Annotated in this window: 20 protein-coding genes and 1 tRNA gene; 16 read left to right on the plus strand and 5 right to left on the minus strand. The window is 60.7% G+C overall.

Going from position 1 to position 21,384, the window contains the following annotated elements:
• Window positions 1-8: 8 nt before the first annotated feature.
• Both ASB65_RS08585 and ASB65_RS08590 read right to left on the minus strand, forming a co-directional pair.
• Complete coding sequence (locus ASB65_RS08585; protein WP_060723678.1) at window positions 9-1,403, minus strand: sensor histidine kinase; 1,395 nt, start codon at window positions 1,401-1,403, stop codon at window positions 9-11.
• Complete coding sequence (locus tag ASB65_RS08590; RefSeq protein ID WP_003491888.1) at window positions 1,400-2,080, minus strand: response regulator transcription factor; 681 nt, start codon at window positions 2,078-2,080, stop codon at window positions 1,400-1,402. Before ASB65_RS08590 ends, ASB65_RS08585 begins: the two co-directional genes overlap by 4 nt.
• Window positions 2,081-2,131: 51 nt before the next feature.
• On the opposite strand from ASB65_RS08590, the gene ASB65_RS08595 reads away from it, so the two are divergent.
• From ASB65_RS08595 to ASB65_RS08655, 13 genes are all read left to right on the plus strand, one after another.
• Window positions 2,132-3,229, plus strand: coding sequence for an ABC transporter substrate-binding protein (locus tag ASB65_RS08595; protein ID WP_376903886.1), 1,098 nt, complete (start codon window positions 2,132-2,134; stop codon window positions 3,227-3,229).
• Between the two features lie 492 nt (window positions 3,230-3,721).
• Complete coding sequence (locus ASB65_RS08600; protein ID WP_153463847.1) at window positions 3,722-4,630, plus strand: Bug family tripartite tricarboxylate transporter substrate binding protein; 909 nt, start codon at window positions 3,722-3,724, stop codon at window positions 4,628-4,630.
• Window positions 4,627-5,121: a tripartite tricarboxylate transporter TctB family protein gene (locus ASB65_RS08605; RefSeq protein WP_060723679.1), complete on the plus strand. Its 495-nt coding sequence runs from the start codon at window positions 4,627-4,629 to the stop codon at window positions 5,119-5,121. The genes ASB65_RS08600 and ASB65_RS08605 overlap by 4 nt, the downstream gene beginning before the upstream one ends.
• A 107-nt stretch (window positions 5,122-5,228) precedes the next feature.
• Window positions 5,229-6,746: a tripartite tricarboxylate transporter permease gene (locus tag ASB65_RS08610; protein ID WP_004429907.1), complete on the plus strand. Its 1,518-nt coding sequence runs from the start codon at window positions 5,229-5,231 to the stop codon at window positions 6,744-6,746.
• A gap of 128 nt (window positions 6,747-6,874) precedes the next feature.
• Entirely contained in the window at window positions 6,875-7,135 is a 261-nt protein-coding gene (locus ASB65_RS08615; RefSeq protein ID WP_060723731.1) for a hypothetical protein, read from the plus strand.
• Between the two features lie 333 nt (window positions 7,136-7,468).
• Window positions 7,469-8,407, plus strand: coding sequence for a siderophore ABC transporter substrate-binding protein (locus tag ASB65_RS08620; protein ID WP_060723680.1), 939 nt, complete (start codon window positions 7,469-7,471; stop codon window positions 8,405-8,407).
• Between the two features lie 149 nt (window positions 8,408-8,556).
• Window positions 8,557-9,522, plus strand: a complete 966-nt coding sequence (locus ASB65_RS08625; protein WP_004429900.1) for an ABC transporter permease — start codon at window positions 8,557-8,559, stop codon at window positions 9,520-9,522.
• On the plus strand, window positions 9,515-10,483 hold the full coding sequence (locus tag ASB65_RS08630) for an iron chelate uptake ABC transporter family permease subunit (RefSeq protein ID WP_004429898.1): 969 nt from the start codon (window positions 9,515-9,517) through the stop codon (window positions 10,481-10,483). Before ASB65_RS08625 ends, ASB65_RS08630 begins: the two co-directional genes overlap by 8 nt.
• The gene (locus tag ASB65_RS08635) at window positions 10,480-11,238 is read left to right on the plus strand and encodes an ABC transporter ATP-binding protein (protein ID WP_060723681.1); all 759 of its coding nucleotides are present in this window, start codon (window positions 10,480-10,482) and stop codon (window positions 11,236-11,238) included. The genes ASB65_RS08630 and ASB65_RS08635 overlap by 4 nt, the downstream gene beginning before the upstream one ends.
• 122 nt (window positions 11,239-11,360) lie before the next feature.
• A complete protein-coding gene (gene dps, locus ASB65_RS08640; RefSeq protein ID WP_004429894.1) occupies window positions 11,361-11,849 on the plus strand; it encodes a DNA starvation/stationary phase protection protein Dps in 489 nt (162 codons plus the stop codon).
• Between the two features lie 37 nt (window positions 11,850-11,886).
• Window positions 11,887-12,156: a hypothetical protein gene (locus ASB65_RS28680; RefSeq protein WP_174014737.1), complete on the plus strand. Its 270-nt coding sequence runs from the start codon at window positions 11,887-11,889 to the stop codon at window positions 12,154-12,156.
• Between the two features lie 353 nt (window positions 12,157-12,509).
• Window positions 12,510-12,584: transfer RNA gene (locus ASB65_RS08650), tRNA-Gly, on the plus strand.
• Window positions 12,585-12,896: 312 nt separating this feature from the next.
• Window positions 12,897-14,858 (plus strand): methyl-accepting chemotaxis protein, encoded by a 1,962-nt coding sequence (locus ASB65_RS08655; protein ID WP_060723682.1) that lies wholly within the window; start codon window positions 12,897-12,899, stop codon window positions 14,856-14,858.
• Window positions 14,859-15,077: 219 nt separating this feature from the next.
• On the opposite strand, the gene ASB65_RS08660 is transcribed toward ASB65_RS08655, so the two are convergent.
• Both ASB65_RS08660 and ASB65_RS08665 read right to left on the minus strand, forming a co-directional pair.
• Window positions 15,078-15,911, minus strand: a complete 834-nt coding sequence (locus tag ASB65_RS08660) for an aldo/keto reductase (protein ID WP_060723683.1) — start codon at window positions 15,909-15,911, stop codon at window positions 15,078-15,080.
• A gap of 62 nt (window positions 15,912-15,973) precedes the next feature.
• The gene (locus tag ASB65_RS08665) at window positions 15,974-17,155 is read right to left on the minus strand and encodes an MFS transporter (RefSeq protein ID WP_004429884.1); all 1,182 of its coding nucleotides are present in this window, start codon (window positions 17,153-17,155) and stop codon (window positions 15,974-15,976) included.
• 191 nt (window positions 17,156-17,346) lie between these two features.
• Between ASB65_RS08665 and ASB65_RS08670 the strand changes: the two genes are divergently transcribed.
• Window positions 17,347-18,246, plus strand: a complete 900-nt coding sequence (locus tag ASB65_RS08670) for a LysR family transcriptional regulator (RefSeq protein ID WP_060723684.1) — start codon at window positions 17,347-17,349, stop codon at window positions 18,244-18,246.
• A gap of 25 nt (window positions 18,247-18,271) precedes the next feature.
• Here ASB65_RS08670 and ASB65_RS08675 read toward each other — a convergent pair whose 3' ends face one another.
• Complete coding sequence (locus ASB65_RS08675) at window positions 18,272-19,171, minus strand: LysR family transcriptional regulator (protein ID WP_003504061.1); 900 nt, start codon at window positions 19,169-19,171, stop codon at window positions 18,272-18,274.
• A 147-nt stretch (window positions 19,172-19,318) separates the two neighbouring features.
• Here ASB65_RS08675 and ASB65_RS08680 point away from each other — a divergent pair, with 147 nt between their 5' ends.
• Together ASB65_RS08680 and ASB65_RS08685 are read left to right on the plus strand one after the other, a co-directional pair.
• The gene (locus tag ASB65_RS08680; protein WP_020011674.1) at window positions 19,319-20,128 is read left to right on the plus strand and encodes an alpha/beta hydrolase fold domain-containing protein; all 810 of its coding nucleotides are present in this window, start codon (window positions 19,319-19,321) and stop codon (window positions 20,126-20,128) included.
• A gap of 55 nt (window positions 20,129-20,183) precedes the next feature.
• Complete coding sequence (locus ASB65_RS08685) at window positions 20,184-21,374, plus strand: efflux RND transporter periplasmic adaptor subunit (protein WP_060723685.1); 1,191 nt, start codon at window positions 20,184-20,186, stop codon at window positions 21,372-21,374.
• The last annotated feature ends 10 nt before the right edge of the window (window positions 21,375-21,384 follow it).

Genomic DNA, 21,384 nt, shown 5'->3' on the forward strand with positions numbered 1-21,384 from the left:
CCGGCGGGCTACGGCGCCTTTTCCACGCCACCAAACACCACCCGCGCCCTCAACCCGCGCCCGCCCGCACCGTCCTCCAGCGTCAGTCGCCCGCCGAACAGCCCGGCGATCTCCTCGATGATCGCAAGGCCGAGGCCGGCGCCGGGGGCGGCGTTGGCTTCGCCGCGGGCGAAGCGCTGGCGCACTATGGCGCGTTTTTCCGGGGGTATGCCGGGGCCGTTATCTTCCACTTCCAGCCAGACAGCGCCCGTCTCCTTGCCAACGCGCACGGTGACTTCCGCCCCGCGCCCGGCATAATTGATGGCATTGGAAACGAGATTGCCGATCAGTTCGCCGATTAGGAGCGGCTCGGCGAGAATTGTCGCTTCGCCCTCGCCTTCGAAACCGAGATCGATGCCGGCGTCGGCCGCGCGCGGCACGAAATCGGCGGTTACGTTCTGCGCGACGGCCACAAGGTCTATCGCGGAAAAATCATGTTTTTCGCTCGAACCGGCGGCATCGATATTGGCCATGCGCAGCAGCTGGGCAAGGATATGTTCGGCATGCGCCACCGGAGCGCCGCCCTTCAGCGCCGCCGCCTGCGCCTCTTCAAGGCTTGCGGCGCGGGCGGAAAGGGCCAGCTGGGTGCTGATGATGGCGAGCGGCGTGCGCAGCTGATGGCTGGCATTGCCGGTGAAATGCCGGAGCGCATCGAGCGCCGATTGCAGCCGCACCATGAAGGAATTGACCGTCTCAACCAGATTTTCCACCTCCACCGGCACGGATTGGCGGATAGGGTGCAGGTCGTTCGGGCTGCGCTCGGCAATGGCTTCGCTGAGCCGGTAAAGCGGCCGGAGCGAAATCGTCACCGCGATCCAGACGATGATGGCCGCCCCCACGATCATGAGGAGCAGGCGGAGCGCAGACCGCAGGATGATCGCCTGCGCCAGCTGGCTGCGGGCAATCGTGGTTTCGGCAACGGTGACGGAAAAAGGCACGGAATTGATGCCGGTGGAGGCGAAACGCCTGATAGCAGCGATGCGGATCGGTTCATCGCGGAACACGGCATCGCGATAGGCGGGCGTATCACCCGCCGGGTTCGCAACGGTCGGCAGGTTCTGGTAACCGGTGAGGAATTGCCCGTTCGGCCCGTCGACTCGGTAGAACACCCGGTCCTGCGCCGCCGATGTCAGCATTTCCAGCGCGACATAGGGAATGTCGACTTCCAGCGAGCCGTCTTCTGCCACCACCACGCGTTCGGCAATGGCCAGCGCCGAACCTGAGAGCACCCGGTCGGAGACGACATTGGCGGTATTGACCGCCTCCCGCCATGTATCGGTAAGCGCAACGCAGCCGATAATGGCGGTGGAGATGAGAAGCCAGCCTAGAAGACGCCGCCTGAGCGAATAGGCGGCCTGTATCATTCAGCCATCTCCGGCAGCTTTTCGAGATAATAACCGATGCCGCGCGCCGTCTTGACCGTCAGCCCGTGGGGCGCGAGCCGCTTGCGCAGGCGGCTGACATATTGCTCGATGGCATTGGCGGAAATATCGTCGTCGAAGCCGGTCAGCGACTGCACGATCGCCTCCTTGGCGACAACCTTGCCCGCCCGCATGAACAGCACCTCAAGCAGCGCCACCTCGCGCGCCGGAATATCGAGCGGACGCCCATCTGCGGAAAAGGTGCGGGAATTGAGATCGAAAAGCACCTTGCCGAAACTGAGGGCGGAGGAACGCAAGCCGGCATTGCGGCGCAGCAGCACCCGCACACGGGCCTCGAATTCCGTGATGTCGAACGGCTTGATCATGTAGTCGTCGGCGCCGAGATCGAGCCCCTTGACCTTTTCTTCCGGCGTGCCGCGCGCCGTCAGTATCAGCACCGCCGCCTTGTCCTGACGCGAGCGCATGGAGCGCAGCACCTCGATGCCATCCATTTCCGGCAGGTTGAGATCGAGAATGACGAGGTCGAAACTTTCCGCTGCAATCGCCGCATCGGCGGAAGCGCCGTCTGAAACCACGTCCACCGCATAACCGCTGCCGCGCAGAAGTGCGGAAAGCCCTTCCGACAGCACCTGATTGTCCTCGACCAGCAAAATACGCAAATCTTCCCTCCCGCAATCCGCCGAATTTAACCAAGCCCTTGCCGCTTGTGAATGGCAAGCGCGTGCGGCATGATCTTTTCCATGCGTATCTGCCTTTTTCTCTGCCTCTGTCTTTGCATGGCCTCGCCCGCGCTTGCGCAGGTCGCCATTTTTCCCGCCCCATCAGGCAAGGCGGATGCGGAAACGCTGGTGGTCTATTCCTCGCTGGATGAGCCGCTGGCGACGCCGATGATCGAGGGTTTCCAGAAGGCCAATCCCGATATCGCCGTCCACTACGAGGATATGCTAACCGGCGAAATCTACGACCGCATCGTAAAAGAAACCGATGCGGGCAAGAAGACCGCCGATTTCGCCTTTTCCTCCGCCATGGATCTGCAGGTGAAGCTGAGCAATGACGGTTATGCGCAGCGCTCCGATCTTGCCATGAGCGCCCGCTGGCCCGCCTGGGCGAACTGGCGCAACACCGCCTATGCGCTGACCTTCGAGCCGGCTGTTTTCGTCTATCACAAGCCGAGCTTCACCACGGAAAAGCCGCCCGCCACCCGCGCCGAATTTGTCGATTATCTCGAACGCCACGCCAGGCAAGTGCATGGCCGCATCGCAACTTACGACATCGAACGCTCCGGCGTCGGCTTCCTGTTTATGTCACGCGATCAGGAGCAGTTCGGCGATATATGGAACGTCATCAAGGCCATGGGCGCGGCGGGCGTGAAGGTTTACTCCACCTCCTCCGCCATTCTGGAGCGGGTCTCCGACGGCCGCTTCGTGCTGGGATACAACATTCTTGGCTCTTATGCGGCCGACTGGGCCTCGCGCCACCCCGATGTCGGCATCGTGCTGCCGAAAGACTATACCGTGGTCATGTCGCGTATCGGGCTGGTGCCGGAAGCCGCCGCCAACCCGGCGCTCGGGCGTCGTTATCTCGAGTTCTTCATGTCCAAGGAGGGCCAGACGATCATGGCCCGGCAATTGCAGATTCCCGCCGTCAGCCCTGAGGTGGCGGGCGAAAACACCGCCAACACCATGCAGGCCATCCACGGCGCACAATTGCGCCCCGTACCCGTCAGCCCCGGCCTGATGGTCTATCTGGATCAGGTGAAACGCAGCCGCCTGATCGAGCGCTGGAACGAGGCGTTGAGGTCGCAATAGGGTTGCGCCCGCAAACCAATCCGGGTGCCGTAACTCTCCCTCATCCCTGTGCTTGTCACAGGGATCCAGTCAGCCCAAGTCCTTGGGCTGACTGGAGTCCTTCCGCCGCGCCGACGCGCATCGGCTGGATTCCCGTGACAGGCACGGGAATGAGGGTGGAGCAAGCTTCAAAAGCGCAAAACAAAGTCGCCCACACACGCCACAGTAGACGCCCGACGGAAATTAATAGAGAGTAAATGAGCAAGGACTTGCGTAGCGTCAGTTAGATGACAGCTTTTTGTGATGCTCTGCAATCCTTCTTCATTCCGTGGAGGCGGAAGAAGATGCGGGAGGAAATCCAGGACGATTGCCAAGCACCACGCTGACTATTCAGCGCCGGCACAGACGCGTCCTGAAAGCCCCCCGCATAAACGAAAAACGACGCCCAAAAAGGGCATCCTGAGGAGGGTTTTCTACGTGAAACATTTTCTTATCGGCACATTTCTGGCGGGCATGATCGCTCTTCCGGCCGCTGCAGCGGATTACACCATCATTGCCCCGGCCAATCCCGGCGGCGGCTGGGACCAGACCGCGCGTTCCCTGCAGAGCGTGCTGCAGGAAGAAGGTATTTCCAAGAGCGTTCAGGTACAGAACGTACCGGGCGCCGGCGGCACCATCGGTCTTGCGCAGTTCGCCAGCCAGCAGAAGGGCAACCCGAACGCCCTCATCGTCGGCGGTTACGTGATGGTCGGCGCCATCCTCACCAACAATGCGCCCGTCACCCTCAAGGAAGTGACGCCGATCGCCCGCCTGACCGGTGAATATGAAGCCATCGTCGTTCCGGCATCCTCGCCGCTGAAGACCATCGGCGACCTCGTCGACCAGCTCAAGAAGGACCCGGGCAGCGTTTCCTGGGGCGGCGGTTCCGCCGGCGGCACCGACCATATCGCCGTTGGCCTGATCGCCAAGGCGGCCGGCGTCGATCCGACCAAGATCAACTACATCGCTTACTCCGGCGGCGGCGAAGCGCTTGCCTCGATCCTCGGTTCGCAGGTAACGGCCGGCATTTCGAGCTACGGCGAATTCGAAAGCCAGGTGAAGGCCGGCACGCTGCGCCTGCTCGCGGTTTCCAGCGAAGAGAAGCTGGAAGGTGTCGACGCACCGACACTGAAGGAAAGCGGCCTTGATGTCGTCGTCCAGAACTGGCGCATGGTCGCCGCTCCTCCCGGCCTGACGCCGGAACAGGAAAAGGCCGTCAATGCCGATATCGAGAAGCTGGTGAAATCCGCCAAGTGGCAGGAAACCCTGAAGACCAAGAGCTGGATGGACACCTATCTTGCCGGTGACGAATTCAAGGCACAGCTCGCCAAGGATACCGACGCCACCGCCGCCATCCTCAAAGACATCGGACTGGTAAAATGAGCCAGGGTTCCAACCCTTCTGAGCATCAAAAGCGCCGCCCTGACTGGGCGGCGCTGGCGATCGCCATCTTCCTCGTCCTCATCGCAAGCGTGATCTTCTGGGACAGCGCCCGCCTCGCCAGCGTCACCGGTTATTCGCCGGTCGGCCCGGCAACCGTGCCTTACGCCATCGGCTTCTGTCTCATCGGCCTGGCGCTCTGGACGGCCATCGAAGCATGGCGCGGCGATTTCCCCGAACGCGACAGGCAGGAAATCGCCCCTGTTATCTGGGTTGTCGCCGGTCTTGCCGCGCAGATGCTGCTGCTGAAGGTGGCGGGTTTCTCCATTGCCACCGGCCTGCTTTTTGCCTTCACGGCGCGCGCCTTCGGCAAACGCAAGCTCTGGTATTCGATCCCCATCGGCATCGCCCTGAGCTTCGTCATCTGGTTCATTTTCGCGCGGCTGCTGCAGCTTTCGCTGCCCGCCGGGCCTCTGGAACGGCTGCTCTTCTAACAGCCATTCCGACCAAAATTCGAGATCACAGGAAACCGCAGGCGCGCGATGACGCATACGCCAGCCGTTCCGCCCGCCCATCGGGTCCACTTGGGGGACATCTGTCCATGAGTACCTTTGAATTCCTGCTGCACGGTCTTGAGGTTGCCGCCCAACCCATGAACCTGCTCTATGCGCTGATCGGCGTCACACTCGGCACCGCCGTCGGCGTTCTGCCCGGCATCGGGCCGGCGCTGACCGTGGCGCTGCTTCTGCCCGTCACCTACAGGCTCGATCCCGCTGGCTCGCTCATCATGTTCGCCGGCATCTATTACGGCGGCATGTATGGCGGATCGACCACCTCGATCCTGCTCAACACGCCGGGCGAAAGCGCCTCGATCGTGACCGCGCTCGAAGGCAACAAGATGGCCCGCAAGGGCAGAGGCGGCCCGGCCTTGGCCACCGCCGCCATCGGCTCCTTCGTCGCCGGCCTCATCGCCACCATCGCGCTCGCGTTTATCGCGCCATACATCGTCAAGCTGGCGTTGGTCTTCGGCCCGCGTGAATATTTCGCGCTGATGGTGCTGGCCTTCGTGACCGTTTCCTCCGCTTTCGGAGATTCGGCGTTGCGCGGCCTCACCTCGCTGTTCATCGGCTTTGCCCTTGCCATCGTCGGCATCGACCAGCTGACCGGCCAGACCCGCATGAGCTTCGGCATTCCCGATCTGCTTGACGGCGTGGAAGTGACGACGCTTGCGGTTGCCATGTTCGCCATCGGCGAAACACTGTTCATCGTCGCGCAGGGCAGCACCGGCCCGGACAAGGTCGAGGCCGTCAAGGGTTCGGTCTGGATGAGCGCGCAGGACTGGGCGCGTTCCTGGAAAGCCTGGCTGCGCGGCACGCTGATCGGCTTTCCTATCGGCGCCATGCCGGCGGGCGGTGCTGAAATCGGCACCTTCCTGTCCTATGCCACCGAAAAGAAGCTGACCAAATATCCGGAAGAATTCGGCCATGGCGCCATTGAAGGCGTGGCCGGTCCGGAAGCCGCCAACAATGCGTCCGCCGCCGGTACGCTGGTGCCGCTGCTGACGCTCGGCCTGCCGACGACGGCGACGGCCGCCATCATGCTCGCCGGCTTCCAGCAATATGGCCTTCAGCCCGGCCCGCTGCTGTTTGCCACCAATCCGCAGCTGGTCTGGGGCCTGATTGCCAGCCTCTTCATCGCCAATCTGATGCTGCTGGTGCTCAACCTGCCGCTCGTCGGCCTGTGGGTGAAGCTGCTGACCATTCCGAAGCCATGGCTCTATGCGGGTATTCTGTTGTTCGCGACGCTCGGCACCATCGGCGCCAACCCGTCCGTGTTCGAACTCGGCATGCTGCTCGCCTTCGGTATCCTCGGTTACATCATGCGCATCTTCGGTTATCCGATTGCGCCTGCGGTGGTCGGTCTCATCCTCGGCCCGCTTGCGGAACAGCAGCTCCGCCGCGCGCTCGCCATCGGCCAGGGCGACCCGACGGTGCTGTTCACCTCACCGATTGCCGTTGGCCTGTTCCTTGTCGCGGCAGCCGCCTTCATCATTCCGCTGATCATGCGTATCCGCGGCCGCGGCGAGGTGCTGACGCAGCTTGCCGCCAACGAGGACTGATAAACCGGGAACCTCCCAGGGCAACTGGCCCCGTATCTTCGGATGCGGGGCTTTTTTATTCACGCCAACGGGATGTGTGGCGCAGACGCGGCCATGATATGATTCCGCTCCAAACGCAGGAGAAAAACATGCGCAAGATCGCGATCTTGATGGTTCTGGCCCTCGTCGGCTGCGCCACCGCCGCACCCGACGTGGAGCCCATTCCCGGCAGCATCACCTATGGCGGACAGCCCCGCACCAAATTGACCAAATCTCCCATCGGCAGCACGCTCAGTAATGAATTCGTCATGGGCGACGGACGGCTGGCGATTGAGACCTACCGAATACAGCCAGACCGCTCCCTGAAGCTGGAGAGACGCGAAATCGTTGGTGACTGGCCGCCGGAGTGAGCGCGGCTGTCGTGACGGGTAAAACAGACGGATAAAAGGGCACCCACGACATTGGCCCCGGCCTCTCCTCACCCTCAACGTCATCCTCGGGCTTGACCCGAGGATCCATCACCCCAGCACAGTGGATCCTCGGGTCAAGCCCGAGGATGACCGGGAAGAGGTTTGAGCAAATGTTTCACTGTCCCCACATTTCCCGCTCACCGCAATTCAGAACCGTTCTAAAACATATTTTTGATTTCCGCATACCTTGCCAATAAAGCTGATAGCGAACATCAAGTTAACCCTGCGGGAGCACTTCCGCCGGTTCAGAACCATATTGCAAGGGACATATAAGTGGCCATCAACTTCACCTTCCCCGTTCGGCTGCTGGCGGCAGCGGCCTTCAGCCTTGGCGCGATGACTGCGGGCGCTGAGGAAATGACGATCAAGCACGCGCAGGGCGAGACCGTGCTGAAGGCGGCACCGAAGAAGGTTCTGGTTCTCGATATTCCCTCGCTCGACAATCTCGATGCGCTCGGCGTCGAGCCAACAGGCGTCGTCGGCTCCAACCTGCCGACCTACCTGCAGAAATATGCCGACGGCAAATATCTGAAGGTCGGCACGCTGTTCGAACCCGACTACGAGGCTATCAATGCGGCGGAGGCCGATCTCGTCATCGTCGGCGGCCGTTCGCGGGCGAAATATCCTGACGTTGCGAAGATCACGCCCGCCATCGACATGTCGATCGATTCCAAGGAATTCATCAACAGCGTCAAAGGCAACATCACCAAGCTCGGCGATATCTTCGGCAAGCAGGAAGAAGCAAAGAAGCTGGATGCCGTCATCAATGAGAAGGTCGCGAAGCTGAAGGAGATCGCTCCCAACTCCGGCACGGCGATGATCCTCGTCACCAATGCCGGCAAGGTCGGCGTTTACGGTCCAACCTCGCGCACCGGCTGGCTGCACACCGAAATCGGCTTCAAGCCGGTCGCCGCCGATATTGACGACCGCTTCGACCGCGGCGACGTCGTGTCCTTCGAATATCTGGCCGAGGTCAACCCCGAATGGCTGTTCGTGATCGACCGCGATGCCGGCATCGGCCGCGCCACCGATCCGGGCAAGGCAGCCGCGCAGGTGCTGGATAACGAGCTGGTGCACCAGACCAATGCCTGGAAGAAAAAGCAGATTGTCTATCTCGACCCGCAGGCGGCCTATATCGTCAGCAGCGGTTATACGGCGCTCACCACCCTGCTCGATCAGGTCTACAAGGCCGTTTCCGAGAAGAAGTCGTAAAAATTGCTGGGCATCCGCTCCTGAAGGCTGCTCCACACTCCACGTCATCCTCGGGCTTGACCCGAGTATGACCAAGGAGAGGTAGGACGCCTGTTTCGTCAGCCTGCCAAGCCACCGGGAGCTTTCGCTATTTTCGAAATACCACCAACGTGAAATCCCTGTCTCTCATCCTTGCCCTTCTTCTGGCGCTGACACTCGCAATCGTCAGCCTGTTCGTCGGTGTGAGCAACGTTTCTCTGGCCACGCTTTTTGCACCTGACACAAGCACGGATGCACTGCGCGTGCTGCTCGTCAGCCGCATTCCGCGCACGCTGGCGCTGATACTGGCCGGAAGCTCGATGGCGATTGCCGGTCTCATCATGCAGATGCTGGTGCGCAACCGTTTCGTGGAGCCTTCGACGGCGGGCACCACCGAATCCGCCGGTCTCGGCCTGCTCACCGTCACCCTGATTGCACCCGACACGCCGATCTTCGGCAAGATGCTGGTGGCCGCCGTTTTCGCGCTCGCCGGCACCGCGCTGTTCCTGCGTATCCTGAGACAAGTGCCATTGCGGGACGTGCTGCTGGTGCCGCTGATCGGCATCATGCTGGGCGGCGTCATCTCCGCCGTCACCACCTTCTTCGCTTATCGTTTCGATCTCTTGCAATCGCTCGGCGCATGGATGACGGGGGATTTTTCCGGCGTGCTGCGCGGCCGCTATGAATTGCTCTGGGTCGGTTTCCTCTTCGCCATTGCCGCCTATCTCGCCGCGGACCGGTTTACGGTGGCTGGCATGGGGCGCGACTTCACCACCAATCTCGGCCTCAACTATCGCCGGGTGATGGCGCTCGGCCTCACCATCGTCTCGCTGGTCAGCGCCGTTGTCGTCGTCACCGTCGGCATGATCCCCTTTCTCGGGCTGATCGTGCCGAACGTCGTCAGCCTGATGATCGGCGACAATATGCGCCGCTCGGTTCCATGGGTAGCGACGCTTGGCGCAGTCTTCGTTCTCTCCTGCGACATCATCGGCCGAACCGTGCGCGCGCCTTATGAAATACCGATCGGAACCGTGGTCGGCGTCATCGGCAGCGTGCTGTTCCTTTATCTCCTGCTGCGGAAACGCCACCATGCGTGAGAGAAACCCCGAAAGGCGCGCAAAAACCGTTCTGCTCGTGCTTGCGGCATTCGCGCTCATCTCCATGGCCGCCTTCATGACGCTCGGCGCAAAGGGAAGCTGGAGCTTCGTGCTGCCGTTTCGCGGCATCAAGCTTCTGTCGCTGTTGCTGGTGGCCTATGCCATCGCGGTCTCCACCGTACTGTTCCAGACGGTCACCAATAATCGCATCCTCACCCCTTCGGTCATGGGCTTCGATTCGCTTTACGTGCTGATGCAGACAGGGCTGATTTTCGTCTTCGGCTCGGCAACCGTCGTGATGATCGATCCGCAACTGAAGTTTCTCGTCGAAACCGGGCTGCTCGTCGCCTTTTCCGCCCTGCTCTATCGCTGGCTGTTCGTCGGCGCGGAACGCAGCCTGCATCTTCTCGTACTGGTCGGCATCGTCTTCGGCGTGTTTTTCCGCAGCCTCTCGGGCTTCATGCAGCGCGTGCTCGACCCCAATGAATATACGGTGTTGCAGGATGTGCTGTTCGCCAGCTTCAATTCCATCGATCCGACGCTTCTCATGGTCTCCGCCGTCATCATCGGCGTGGTGACCATCATCGGGCTGAGGCTCATGCACACGCTCGATGTCCTCTCGCTCGGCCGTGCGACGGCCATCAGCCTCGGCGTCGAATACAAGCGCACGGTCACCATCATCCTCGTTCTGGTCTCCGTGCTCGTTGCCGTCTCCACCGCGCTTGTCGGCCCGGTCATGTTCTTCGGGCTGCTGGTTGCGGCCCTTGCCCATTATCTCACCGGCAATGGCAAGCACGCATATGTGCTGCCGGCCGCGATCCTCATCGCCGTGATCTGCCTCGTGGGCGGTCAGGTGGTGCTGGAGCGGATATTCGCCTTCGATACGGCGCTCTCGATCATCATCGAATTTCTGGGCGGCATCGTCTTTATCGGTCTTATTCTGAAACGAGGTGCGCGATGATCATCGCCAATCAGATCAGCAAATCCTATGGCGACACGGTTGTGATAGACGGCGTCTCCGTCTCCATTCCGGCAGGCGGCGTCACCTCCATCATCGGGCCGAACGGGGCGGGAAAATCGACGCTGCTTTCCATCGTGGCGCGGCTGATGTCGATGGATGCCGGGACCGTCACGGTCGACGGGCTCGATGTTACGAAAACCGCTTCCGACACGCTGGCGAAGCGGCTTTCTATCCTGCGGCAGGACAACCACATCTCCTCGCGCCTGACGGTGCGCGACCTCGTCGGTTTCGGCCGCTACCCCTATTCAAAGGGCCGCCCCACCATCGAGGACAAGGTCCATATCGACCGGGCGTTGGAATATCTGCATCTCGAACCCCTTGCCGGCCGGTTTCTGGATGAGCTTTCCGGCGGCCAGCGCCAGCGCGCCTTCGTGGCCATGGTGCTGTGTCAGGATACGGATTATGTGCTGCTCGACGAACCGCTCAACAATCTCGACATGAAACACGCCTCCAGCATGATGAAGATCATGCGCAAGGCCGCCGACGAGCTGAAAAAGACCGTGGTTCTGGTGCTGCACGACATCAACTTCGCCTCCTGGTATTCCGACACCATCATCGCCATGCGCGAGGGCCGCATCTGCCATCACGGACCTGCAGAAGAGATCATCCGCCCCGAGATTCTCCAGGAAATCTACGACATGCCGATCCGCGTCAATGAGATAGAGGGCCGGCGCATCTGCCTGTTTTACGAATGACATGATGATTGTGCAGGATTTTTACTGTCCCAGTGCTTAGCATGGAACAGGGCCACAGGCCCGGACGTTAAACGTCGGACTTTTCCAAAGCGGCATTCCGTCCGCAACTTCAGGAGACATCGATGAAGACGCACAAGACGAAGAACGACCTGCCTTCCAACGCCAAGTCGACCGTAATCGGCATTCTGAATGAATCGCTCGCTTCCGTCATCGACCTTGCGCTCATCACCAAGCAGGCGCACTGGAACCTCAAGGGCCCGCAATTCATCGCCGTCCATGAACTTCTCGATACGTTCCGCACACAACTCGACAATCACGGCGACACGATTGCCGAGCGCGTCGTCCAGCTTGGCGGCACGGCGCTTGGCAGCCTGCAATCCGTCTCCTCGACGACCAAGCTCAAGGCCTATCCGACCGATATCTACAAGATCCACGACCATCTGGATGCGCTGATCGAGCGTTATGGCGACGTGGCGAACATGATCCGCAAGGCCATCGACGATTCAGACGAGGCCGGTGATCCGACGACGGCCGACATCTTCACCGCCGCCTCGCGCGATCTCGACAAGTCGCTTTGGTTCCTGGAAGCGCATGTGCAGGAAAAGAGCTGAGCGGAAAAATCGGCCACCCCAACAACAAAGCGCCCGGATGATCCGGGCGCTTTTTTCTCGTATTCAAGCGTCAGTGGCGCCGCAGAACGGCAAGCCCGATGTCCCGCAGCATCTCGTGATCGAGAATGCCCCGCTGGGCGCTGCGGATAAGAACCGCTGCGCACTCATTGGCAACGTGGCTACTGCGATCTTGAAAACACTCGAAACATACGCCATCGAAAATATTCTGCAGATCGGTAATCTGCTCCGGCGACAATTGTGCGCCAACCCGTTCAAAAGCTGCGTACGACAAGGCTCATCCTCCTGATGATATGCCAAGTATCGTTTCTTTTTTTTCGTGGACATCAAATTTGTACACCCGAACGAATCACTTGTCGAATCAGATTTTAACCAAATGTAAATAGGTTATTTTCTGGCCTCCTCCACCGCCATATTCTGCGGGAAGGAGATAAAACCCAATCGAAACAACATCTTCTCCCTGGCGCGCTCTTGTTTCGGTTCCCGGCCGCCCTTGCACTGCGGAAAAACGTGCAGCCGCGTGGATTTCCACCGAAACCGCAAAAGAAACTGTTGCATTCCAAAAACGATTGAGCGATATAGCACCCGTCGCCGCTTCGGTGGCCCACGGTTCAGCGAACTACCCCGGACCGGTGGATTTGAGCGGGTGTAGCTCAGGGGTAGAGCACAACCTTGCCAAGGTTGGGGTCGAGGGTTCAAATCCCTTCGCCCGCTCCAGTTTTCCCAGCAGATACAGAACTATCAAAAAAGAATTTCAGCTCTGCACCATGATTGGCTGTGCCACAGGCATGGCGCTCAGCCGCATTGCGCGTTGAACAGAGGCCGGAAGATGCCACCGATCACCTCACGCATCAAAGTATTATTCATTACTTTTACATAATTTATTCAAAGTAAAAATGAATATTAAATGCATATCCGCTAATAATACATAATTATTTCTTAATTTGCCAAGTATATAATTCCCCATCAAAGTGCATGATGCCGACACAGAACCCATGAAGGGATCAATTTCCTATCGGAGTTGTTGCCATGAGAAATATTCCTGTCGTTGGAAAATTCCTGACGGTATTTGCGCTGTTCGGCATTTGCGCAATCTTGATCGCGGCTTATTCCGCAGTGCAGATCAAGACAATCGACAAGAGCTATAGCGACCTTATCGAGCATGACAGCGCGGCAGCCCTCAACCTGGCACTGGCAAACCATGCCTTGTTGAACGGACGCGCCGCTTTGGCCGATATGATGATTGCCTTTACGGAAGAGGGCAATGCCGCCGCCGAAGTCGAGGCAAAGGCCACGCGTGGGGAATTTGCCCAGTTGATGGATAAGGCCATCGCCTCGGTCCCCGGTGACAGCCGTCTGCCCGCACTCAAGGACGAAGCGCTGAGACTCTACAATGTTACGTGCAAGAATGCCTGGAATCTGGGCCGCACCGCATCGAACGTGGAGGAGGCACTGGCATCGCAAAAGGCATTCGGCATGGAATGCCAGCCGGTCTTCGCCAGGATCGGCGCGAAACTGACGCAGATCACCACGGAAATCACAACCCGCAACGACACGGAGAGCGGCGCTCTGACGGAGACGAGCGACCAGACCGCGCTGATTACCGTCGTAGCGGTCATCCTCGGTTTCCTTACGGTGGTCGTCGCCGGATATTTCGCGATCCGCACCTGGCTTGTCACGCCGATGCAGGGGCTTGCCGGCACCATGCAGAGGCTTGCCAATGGCGACCTTTCCGCCAACATCGACGGAACGGACCGGCGCGATGAGGTCGGCACCATGGCCAAGGCCGTGCAGATCTTCAAGGACAACGAGCTAAAGGCCCGCCGGCTGGAAGCGGATGCGGCCCAGGTGCGCGACCAGTCCGAAGCGGACCGTCAAAGGGCCGCCGATATAGACCGCAGGCGCGCGGCGGAAATGGCGGAGGCGACAAGCGGTCTGGCAGGCGGCCTGAAGCATATGGCCGACGGCGACCTCTCCTATCAGCTGACGACGCCTTTCGCGGCGGATTTCGAAAGCCTGCGGGCGGACTTCAATATGGCCGTCGGTCAGTTGAACAAGACATTGCTCTCGGTTGCCGAGGGCACGGCGACGATCGATGGCGGCTCGCAGGAACTGAATTCGAGTGCGGGAGACCTGTCGCACCGCACCGAAACACAGGCCGCTTCGCTGGAGGAAACAGCCGCCGCGCTCGACCAGATAACCAGCAACGTCAGCAATTCGACGAAGCGCACGGAAGAGGCGCGAAGCGTGGCGGTGGAGGCGAACCGATCGGCGCAAACCTCCGGTCAGGTCGTCGCAAATGCGGTTGACGCCATGAAGCGCATCGAGAGCTCCTCAAGCCAGATTTCCAACATCATCGGCGTCATCGACGAGATTGCGTTCCAGACCAACCTTCTGGCGCTCAATGCAGGAGTCGAGGCAGCCCGCGCGGGTGAGGCGGGCAAAGGTTTTGCGGTTGTCGCGCAGGAAGTGCGTGAGCTGGCACAGCGTTCGGCGCAGGCGGCCAAGGAAATCAAGGAGCTTATCCGCAACTCCGCCGACGAGGTTCAAAACGGCGTCAAACTCGTGACCGCCACGGGCGATGCCCTGAAGGTCATTGAAGGCCACGTCATCGCCATCAATACGCAGCTCGACGCCATCGCAACCTCCGCAAGGGAGCAGTCGATCGGCCTGGCCGAGGTCAACAGCGCGGTCAACCAGATGGATCAGGTGACACAGCAGAATGCCGCGATGGTCGAAAGGGCCAAGGCCTCCAGCACATCGCTTGCCGGCGATGCCGAGACGCTCCGCGAAATCATCGGCCAGTTCAGGCTCGACGGCACCGCCGCAACCGCCCGCAAAACCCGAAACGCCCATCAGCCATCGACGCAGCTGCGCGTTGCGGACAATGCCCAGCCGAGACCATCGCCGGCACGGCGCATGATGGGCCAGGTGGCCGCGGCACTCGGCGTATCCACCGCGTCAAAAGAGCAGAGCTGGGCGGAATTCTGATCCCACCCGCTCAAAAGACACCCGGATCACTATCCGGGTGTCGTGAAGTTGGTGACAAAGGTTGAAAACCTCCTCCGTCATGCCGGGCTTGACCCGGCATCCAGCCATGGCGCGTCGGTGCCATGAAAGGAATCTTCCACGATTAATGACTTGATCGCACTGGACCCCGGATCAAGTCCGGGGTGACGGCACTAGGAGTTCCCATGCCGGCCCTGATAATCAGGCAGCCTCGTCCCACTCAGGCGCGAGCCCATCCGGCGAGACAATGCGGCCATCCTGCTTGGCGAGCGCATGGATCGCCGCCATTTCATCGGCCGAAAGCTCGAAATCGAAGATGGCGAGATTTTCATCGACACGGGCTTCGCTGACCGTTTTCGACAGGGCGACGACACCCTGCTGCTGCACGATCCAGCGCAGCACCACCTGCGCCACAGACTTGCCCCGGCTTGCGGCGATCTCCTTCAGCACCGGGTCGGCAAAGACCTTGCCATCGGCCATGCCGTAATAGCCCGTCACCGACATGCCGGCAGCCTTGGCGGCAGCGATAACCACATCCTGATCCATATAGGGGTGGTATTCGATCTGGTTGGTCACGATCGGAGCCTTGGAAAGCTTCACCGCCTCGGCCATCAGCGCCGTATTGAAGTTGGAGACGCCGATATGGCGCACCTTGCCGGCTTGCCTCACCTCGTTCAGCGCTCCGATCTGTTCGGCGAGCGAGACCACGTCGTTCGGCCAATGCAGCAGCAACAGGTCGACATAATCGGTCTTCAGCTTTTTCAGGCTTTCATCGACGGAGGCGAGGAAGGCCTCGTGCCTGTAGTTCCCGACCCAGACCTTGGTGGTGAGAAACACCTCGCCGCGTGCAATGCCCGAAGCAGCAATGGCTTCGCCGACCTCGGCTTCGTTGCCATAGATCTGGGCGGTATCGATATGACGGAAACCGGCCTTCAGCGCATGCGGAACGATGCGCAGGACATCGGGGCCGGGAATGCGGAAGGTGCCGAAGCCGAGCGCCGGGATCGAAGCGCCATTTGCGGTGACATCAAACATATATTTTCTCCTTTGAGGTTGCCCGGCCAGCCTGGGACATGGCCGGGAATTTTGCGAAAAGCTCAGGCGGTTTTCAGCGTCAGCGCGGCACGGCGGTCGAGCGCGCTGCTCCAGAGGGTCAAAAGCAGGGCGATGGCGACGAGGATGGCGCCGACCCAGGGCGTTGCAGCAAGGCCCATCGGCGATTCCACCACCAGACCGCCGAGCCATGCGCCAATCGCGATGCCGAGATTGAAGGCGGCGATATTGAGCGCCGAGGCGACATCGACCGCGCCGGGACGGTGTTCCTTGGCAAGCTGCACGACATAAAGCTGCAGGCCGGGAACATTGGCGAAGGACAGGAAACCGAGCGCGGCAAGCGTGATAAGCGTCAACACCGGCGAAACGGCCGTAAAGGAGAAGACGAGCAGCACGATGGCTTGCGCGAGGAAGAGACCGATCAGCGCCTTGGCCGGGTTATGGTTGGCGATCCTGCCGCCGCCAATATTGCCGGCCGCAATGGCGATGCCATAGAGCACGAGGATCAGGCTGACGCTCTTTTCCGAAAAGCCGGTCACATCCTGCAGGATCGGCGCAAGGAAGGTGAAGGCGACGAAGGTGCCGCCGTAACCGAGCGCGGTCATGGCGAAAACGATGAGCAGGCGGCCGGAACCGAGAACGCGGACCTGATCGAAGAGGCTTGCCGGCGGCGCTTTCTTGAGCGTGTTCGGCAGAAGCGTGGCGATGCCCAGGAAGGCAATCACGCCAAGGGCGGCAACAGCCCAGAAGGTTGCGCGCCAGCCGAAGACCTGCCCGATATAGGTGCCGAGCGGAACCCCGGTGACGATGGCGACCGTCAGCCCCATGAACATCATGGCGATGGCCGAGGCGCGGCGGTTTTCCGGCACGAGATCGGCGGCGATGGTGGAGCCGACCGAGAAGAAGACGCCATGGGCGAAGGCGGCAATGACCCGGGCGACGAGCAGCATCTCATAGCTCGGCGACAGGGCCGCAGCGCTGTTGCCGACGATGAACAGGGCCATGAGGCCGAGCAGCAGCGGCTTTCTTTCGATCCGGCCGGTCAGCGCTGTCAGGATCGGCGCGCCGAAGGTGACGCCAAGCGCGTAGACGCTGACGATGAGACCGGCCAGCGGCAGGGTGATGTGAAGATCGTTGGCGACCGTCGGCAGCAGGCCGACGATGACAAATTCCGTTGTTCCGATCGCATAGGCCGCGATCGTCAGGGCAAATATGGCCAATGGCATGATGACTACCTCTCCGCCCGGAGCGGTATCGCGGGCGTTCTGGACAGCAGGGCTGTCGGTTTGGATCATTTGGACAGCGGTGCTGTCCGGTTGGATCAAATCTATGGAGGCAATATGGGCGAAGGGGACTTGCATGATAATCGACAAGATTGGATAAACGCCTTTGAATTGATTTCACAGATGGTGAGGCGATGGACAACAGGGCCGGAGAAATGGAAGTCTTCGTGGCAGCGGCGGAACTCGGCAGCTTTTCCGCGGCCGGGCGCAGGCTGAAGCTTTCCCCCTCGGCGGTGAGCAAGCTTGTCACACGCATCGAAGACCGCCTCGGCACGCGACTGCTGGCCCGCTCCACCCGGCTTGTCACGCTCACACCGGAGGGCGAAGTCTATCTAGCTAGGGCAAGGCGCATTCTCGCCGAGATCACTGAAACGGAGCAGATCGTGGCGAGCGGCGGCAAGGTGGTGCCGCGCGGCCTGCTGCGCGTCAACGCGACGCTGGGCTTCGGGGAACGTTATCTCCTGCCGCTTGCGCCGGAATTTCTGTCGCTTTATCCGGAGATCGAACTGGATATCTCGCTGACCGATGGCGTCATCAGCCTGATCGAGGAGCGCACCGATATTGCGATCCGCTCCGGCGCCATGGGCGATTCATCCCTGAAGGCAAGAAAGCTGAAAGAAGTCCGCCGCGTCATCGTCGCCTCCCCTGCCTATATCGAAAAACACGGCATGCCGGAAAAACCGCAGGATCTGGCGCAACACAATTGCCTGAGCTTCAATTTCAGCCGCAGCCTCAACGAATGGCCCTTCCGCGATCCCGGATCGACGGAGGTGTATCGCTTCCCCATCACCGGCAATGCATCGGTCAATAGCGGCATGGCGATGCGCAGGCTCTGCCTCACGGGTCTCGGACTAGGAAGGGTCGGGGAATTTCATATCGAACCCGATATCAAGGCCGGTCTGCTCGTCCCTGTCCTTGAGGACTATAATGCCGAGGACATGGAGGTGATCCACGCGGTTTATGCCGGCCACGAGCATCTCGCCGCCCGCGTGCGCGCCTTCATCGATTTCCTCGCCACAAGGGTCGGGCGCTGATTGGGCCGGAAGGTGATTGGCCGTCTCACACCAGGCCGTGAACGAGCTTTGCCAGCCAGTCGACGAAAACGCGGACCTTGTTGGTCACATGCCGGGTTTGTGGATAGACCACATAGATCGGCATGGCCTCGCGCCGCCATTCGGAAAGCACCGGTACCAGTTCACCCCGCGAAAGCGCATCCCTCACCATGAAGACGGGAAGCTGCACGATGCCCATGCCGGCCAGTGCCGCGTTGAGATAGGTACGGCTGTCATTGACCGAGACGACATAGTTCGGGGTCAGTTCAACGCTGCGCACACCATTGTCGAAGGATGCCGGCATGATCTGGCCGGTGGTGGCATTGAGGTAGCCCACCGAATAATGATCCTTCTCCAGATCCTCCGGTTCTCGCGGCATGCCGAAGTTTTCGATGTAGGATGGCGAGGCGAATGTTTCGAACCGGAGTTCGCCCACTTTTCGGGCAATCAGCGACTGATCGCGCAGCACGCCGACCCGGAGTGCGCAGTCGACATTCTCCGCGATGTAATCGACCAGACGGTCGCCGACACCGAGATCGAGACGGATATGCGGATAACGCTGGTAAAATTCGCAAAGATGTGGGATAACCACCAGGTCCGCGAAGACACCGGCCATTTCCACCCGCAACCGGCCGGATGGCTGCACCTGTGCGCTGGACATGCTGCCGTCAAGTTCTTCGATTTCCGATAAAATCTGTGAGGCCCGCTCATAATAGAGAGCGCCGTCCGTTGTCAGCATCACCCGGCGCGTGGTGCGGTTGAGAAGTGTGGTGTGCAAATGCGCCTCAAGCGCCTGCACCATGTTGGTGACCGTGGTTTTCGGCATGTTCAGCGCGGTGGCAGCGCGGCTGAAATTGCCGGTTTCCACAACCCGCGTAAAAACCCGCATGGCGGAGAGCTGATCCATTCACTGCCTCGGAGATGTGATTATCCGTGATTTCGGAATAGTGTTTTCAAATTTGCATGCTTGATCGTTTCGATCCGAACAATAATATAGATTTCAGATTTTGCAATACGATCCGCCTATTGGTGGCGGCGCAAAGGATCTGGAGTCATGAACGCGCATTGGGAAAACATCGGCAGCAGCGAGGCGTCCGCGCCGAAGCTCTCCGTGCGCCGTTATGAAGGTTCCTGCCTCTGCAGCCATCCGCCTGTCGTGCTTTATCTGCGCGGCGGATCCTTTCTGGAACCCGGTCTCGAGCCGGGCGGCAATTGCCCCGAGCTTCCGGTGGCCCGCGCGCTTGCGGAAAGCGGTGCAGTGGTCGTGGAAGCCGATTACAGCAAGCCGTCCGGCAACGAGTTTCCGATGGTGATTGACTGCGCCTATGAGGCGCTCGATCATCTGAGCCGGGATCGCAAGCACTATGGCGGCGCGAAATCGCTGCTGTTTGTGGCCGGCGAAGAAGCAGGCGGCAATGTGGCGGCGGGGCTTGCCTTGAAGGCCCGTGACCGCATGCCGGGCAAGCTCGCAGGCCAGATTCTTCTGTCGCCCATGATCGACCCGATGATGACGACGGAATCCTTCCGTGATGCGGACAGGATCGGCATGCGCCAGCGTTGGGCCGATGGCTGGAGCCATTACCTTGCCAAGGCGTGCGGGTTCTTCCACCCCTATGCCGCGCCCTGCCAGTGCACGCGGCTGAACCGGGTGGCGCCGGCGCTGATCTTTACGGCCGAGGACGACCCTCTGCGCGACGAAACGGTCAATTATGCAGACCGCCTCATCGCCTCAGGCGTCAGCGTCCGGCAGCATGTTTTTCCCGCCGGCGTCGGCTGGACGGGGCTCTATCAAGGAGAGGGCGGCGGATGGGTCTCATCCGTCTGTTCGGAATTCAAGACCTTCGTTGACCAGTTGAAACACTGAATACCGCATTTATTGAGAAACTGACCGGCTCCTGATCCGAGCCAAGGAGAAACCCATGACGCTGAACACCAAGCGCCGGGCCCTGACGGGTGCCGGTATCGGGCTGGCTATGTCCGTTGCAGCCGCAGCATTGTTTTTCGACCTCCCCACCAGCCGCGATGCAACGGCCGCTTCCACCCCGGCTGAAACACCGGCGATCCCGGTTACCGTCGCCAAGGTGGAAAGCCGTGACGTGATGCGCTGGGAAGAATTTTCCGGCCGTCTCGAAGCCGTTAACCGGGTGCAGATCCGCTCCCGCGTCGCCGGCCAGATCAAGGCCGTGCATTTCCGCGAAGGCGCGCTGGTGAAGGAAGGCGATCCCCTCTTCACCATCGATCCGGCCCCCTATCAGGCTGCCGTTGCAGGCGCTGAAGGACAGGTCGCTTCCGCCGAAGCCAAGGTGAGCCTGGCAAAGACTGAACTCGACCGTGGCCGCAGGCTTTCCGACAACCGCACCATCTCCCAGAGCGATCTCGACCAGCGCCAGAGCTCGTTTGCGGATGCCGAAGCGCAGCTTCGCGCCGCCCGGGCCGCCCTAACCACCGCGCAACTTGATCTCGGCTACACCGAAATCATCGCGCCGGTTTCGGGTCGGGTCGGCCGCATCGAAATCACCGCCGGCAACCTCGTCGCCGCCGGCTCGACCTCGCCTGCACTGACGACGCTGGTATCGGTCAACCCGATCTATGCCAGCTTCAACGCCAGCGAAGGCACGGTTGCGAAGGCGCTTGCCGAACTGCCGAAAACCGATGGCGCCCTGCCCGCTCTCGAACAGATCCCTGTCGAAATCGGCACGCTTTCGGATGAGGGCACGCCGATCAAGGGCACGCTGCACCTGATCGACAACCAGGTGGATTCGGCAAGCGGCACCATCGGTGTCCGCGCCGTCTTCGACAATCCGGACGGCAGGCTCATTCCGGGCCAGTTCGTGCGGGTGCGCATGGGCGAGCCGAAGCCGGAAAACCGCATCGTCATCAGCGACCGCGCCATCGGCACGGATCAGGACAAGCGTTTCGTCTTCGTGGTCGATGCCGAAAACAAGGTGAGCTACCGCCAGATCAAGCCGGGTGCACCGGCTGATGGCCAGCGCATCATCGACAGCGGCCTTGCCGCCGGTGATACGATCGTCGTCAACGGCCTGCAGCGCATTCGCCCCGGTGCAACCATCGCACCACAGGCGGAGGACAAGGTTGCTGCCTCGCAGTAAGTAACCGCCT

It is taken from the genome of Agrobacterium tumefaciens str. B6 (assembly GCF_001541315.1).
Classification (GTDB): domain Bacteria; phylum Pseudomonadota; class Alphaproteobacteria; order Rhizobiales; family Rhizobiaceae; genus Agrobacterium; species Agrobacterium radiobacter.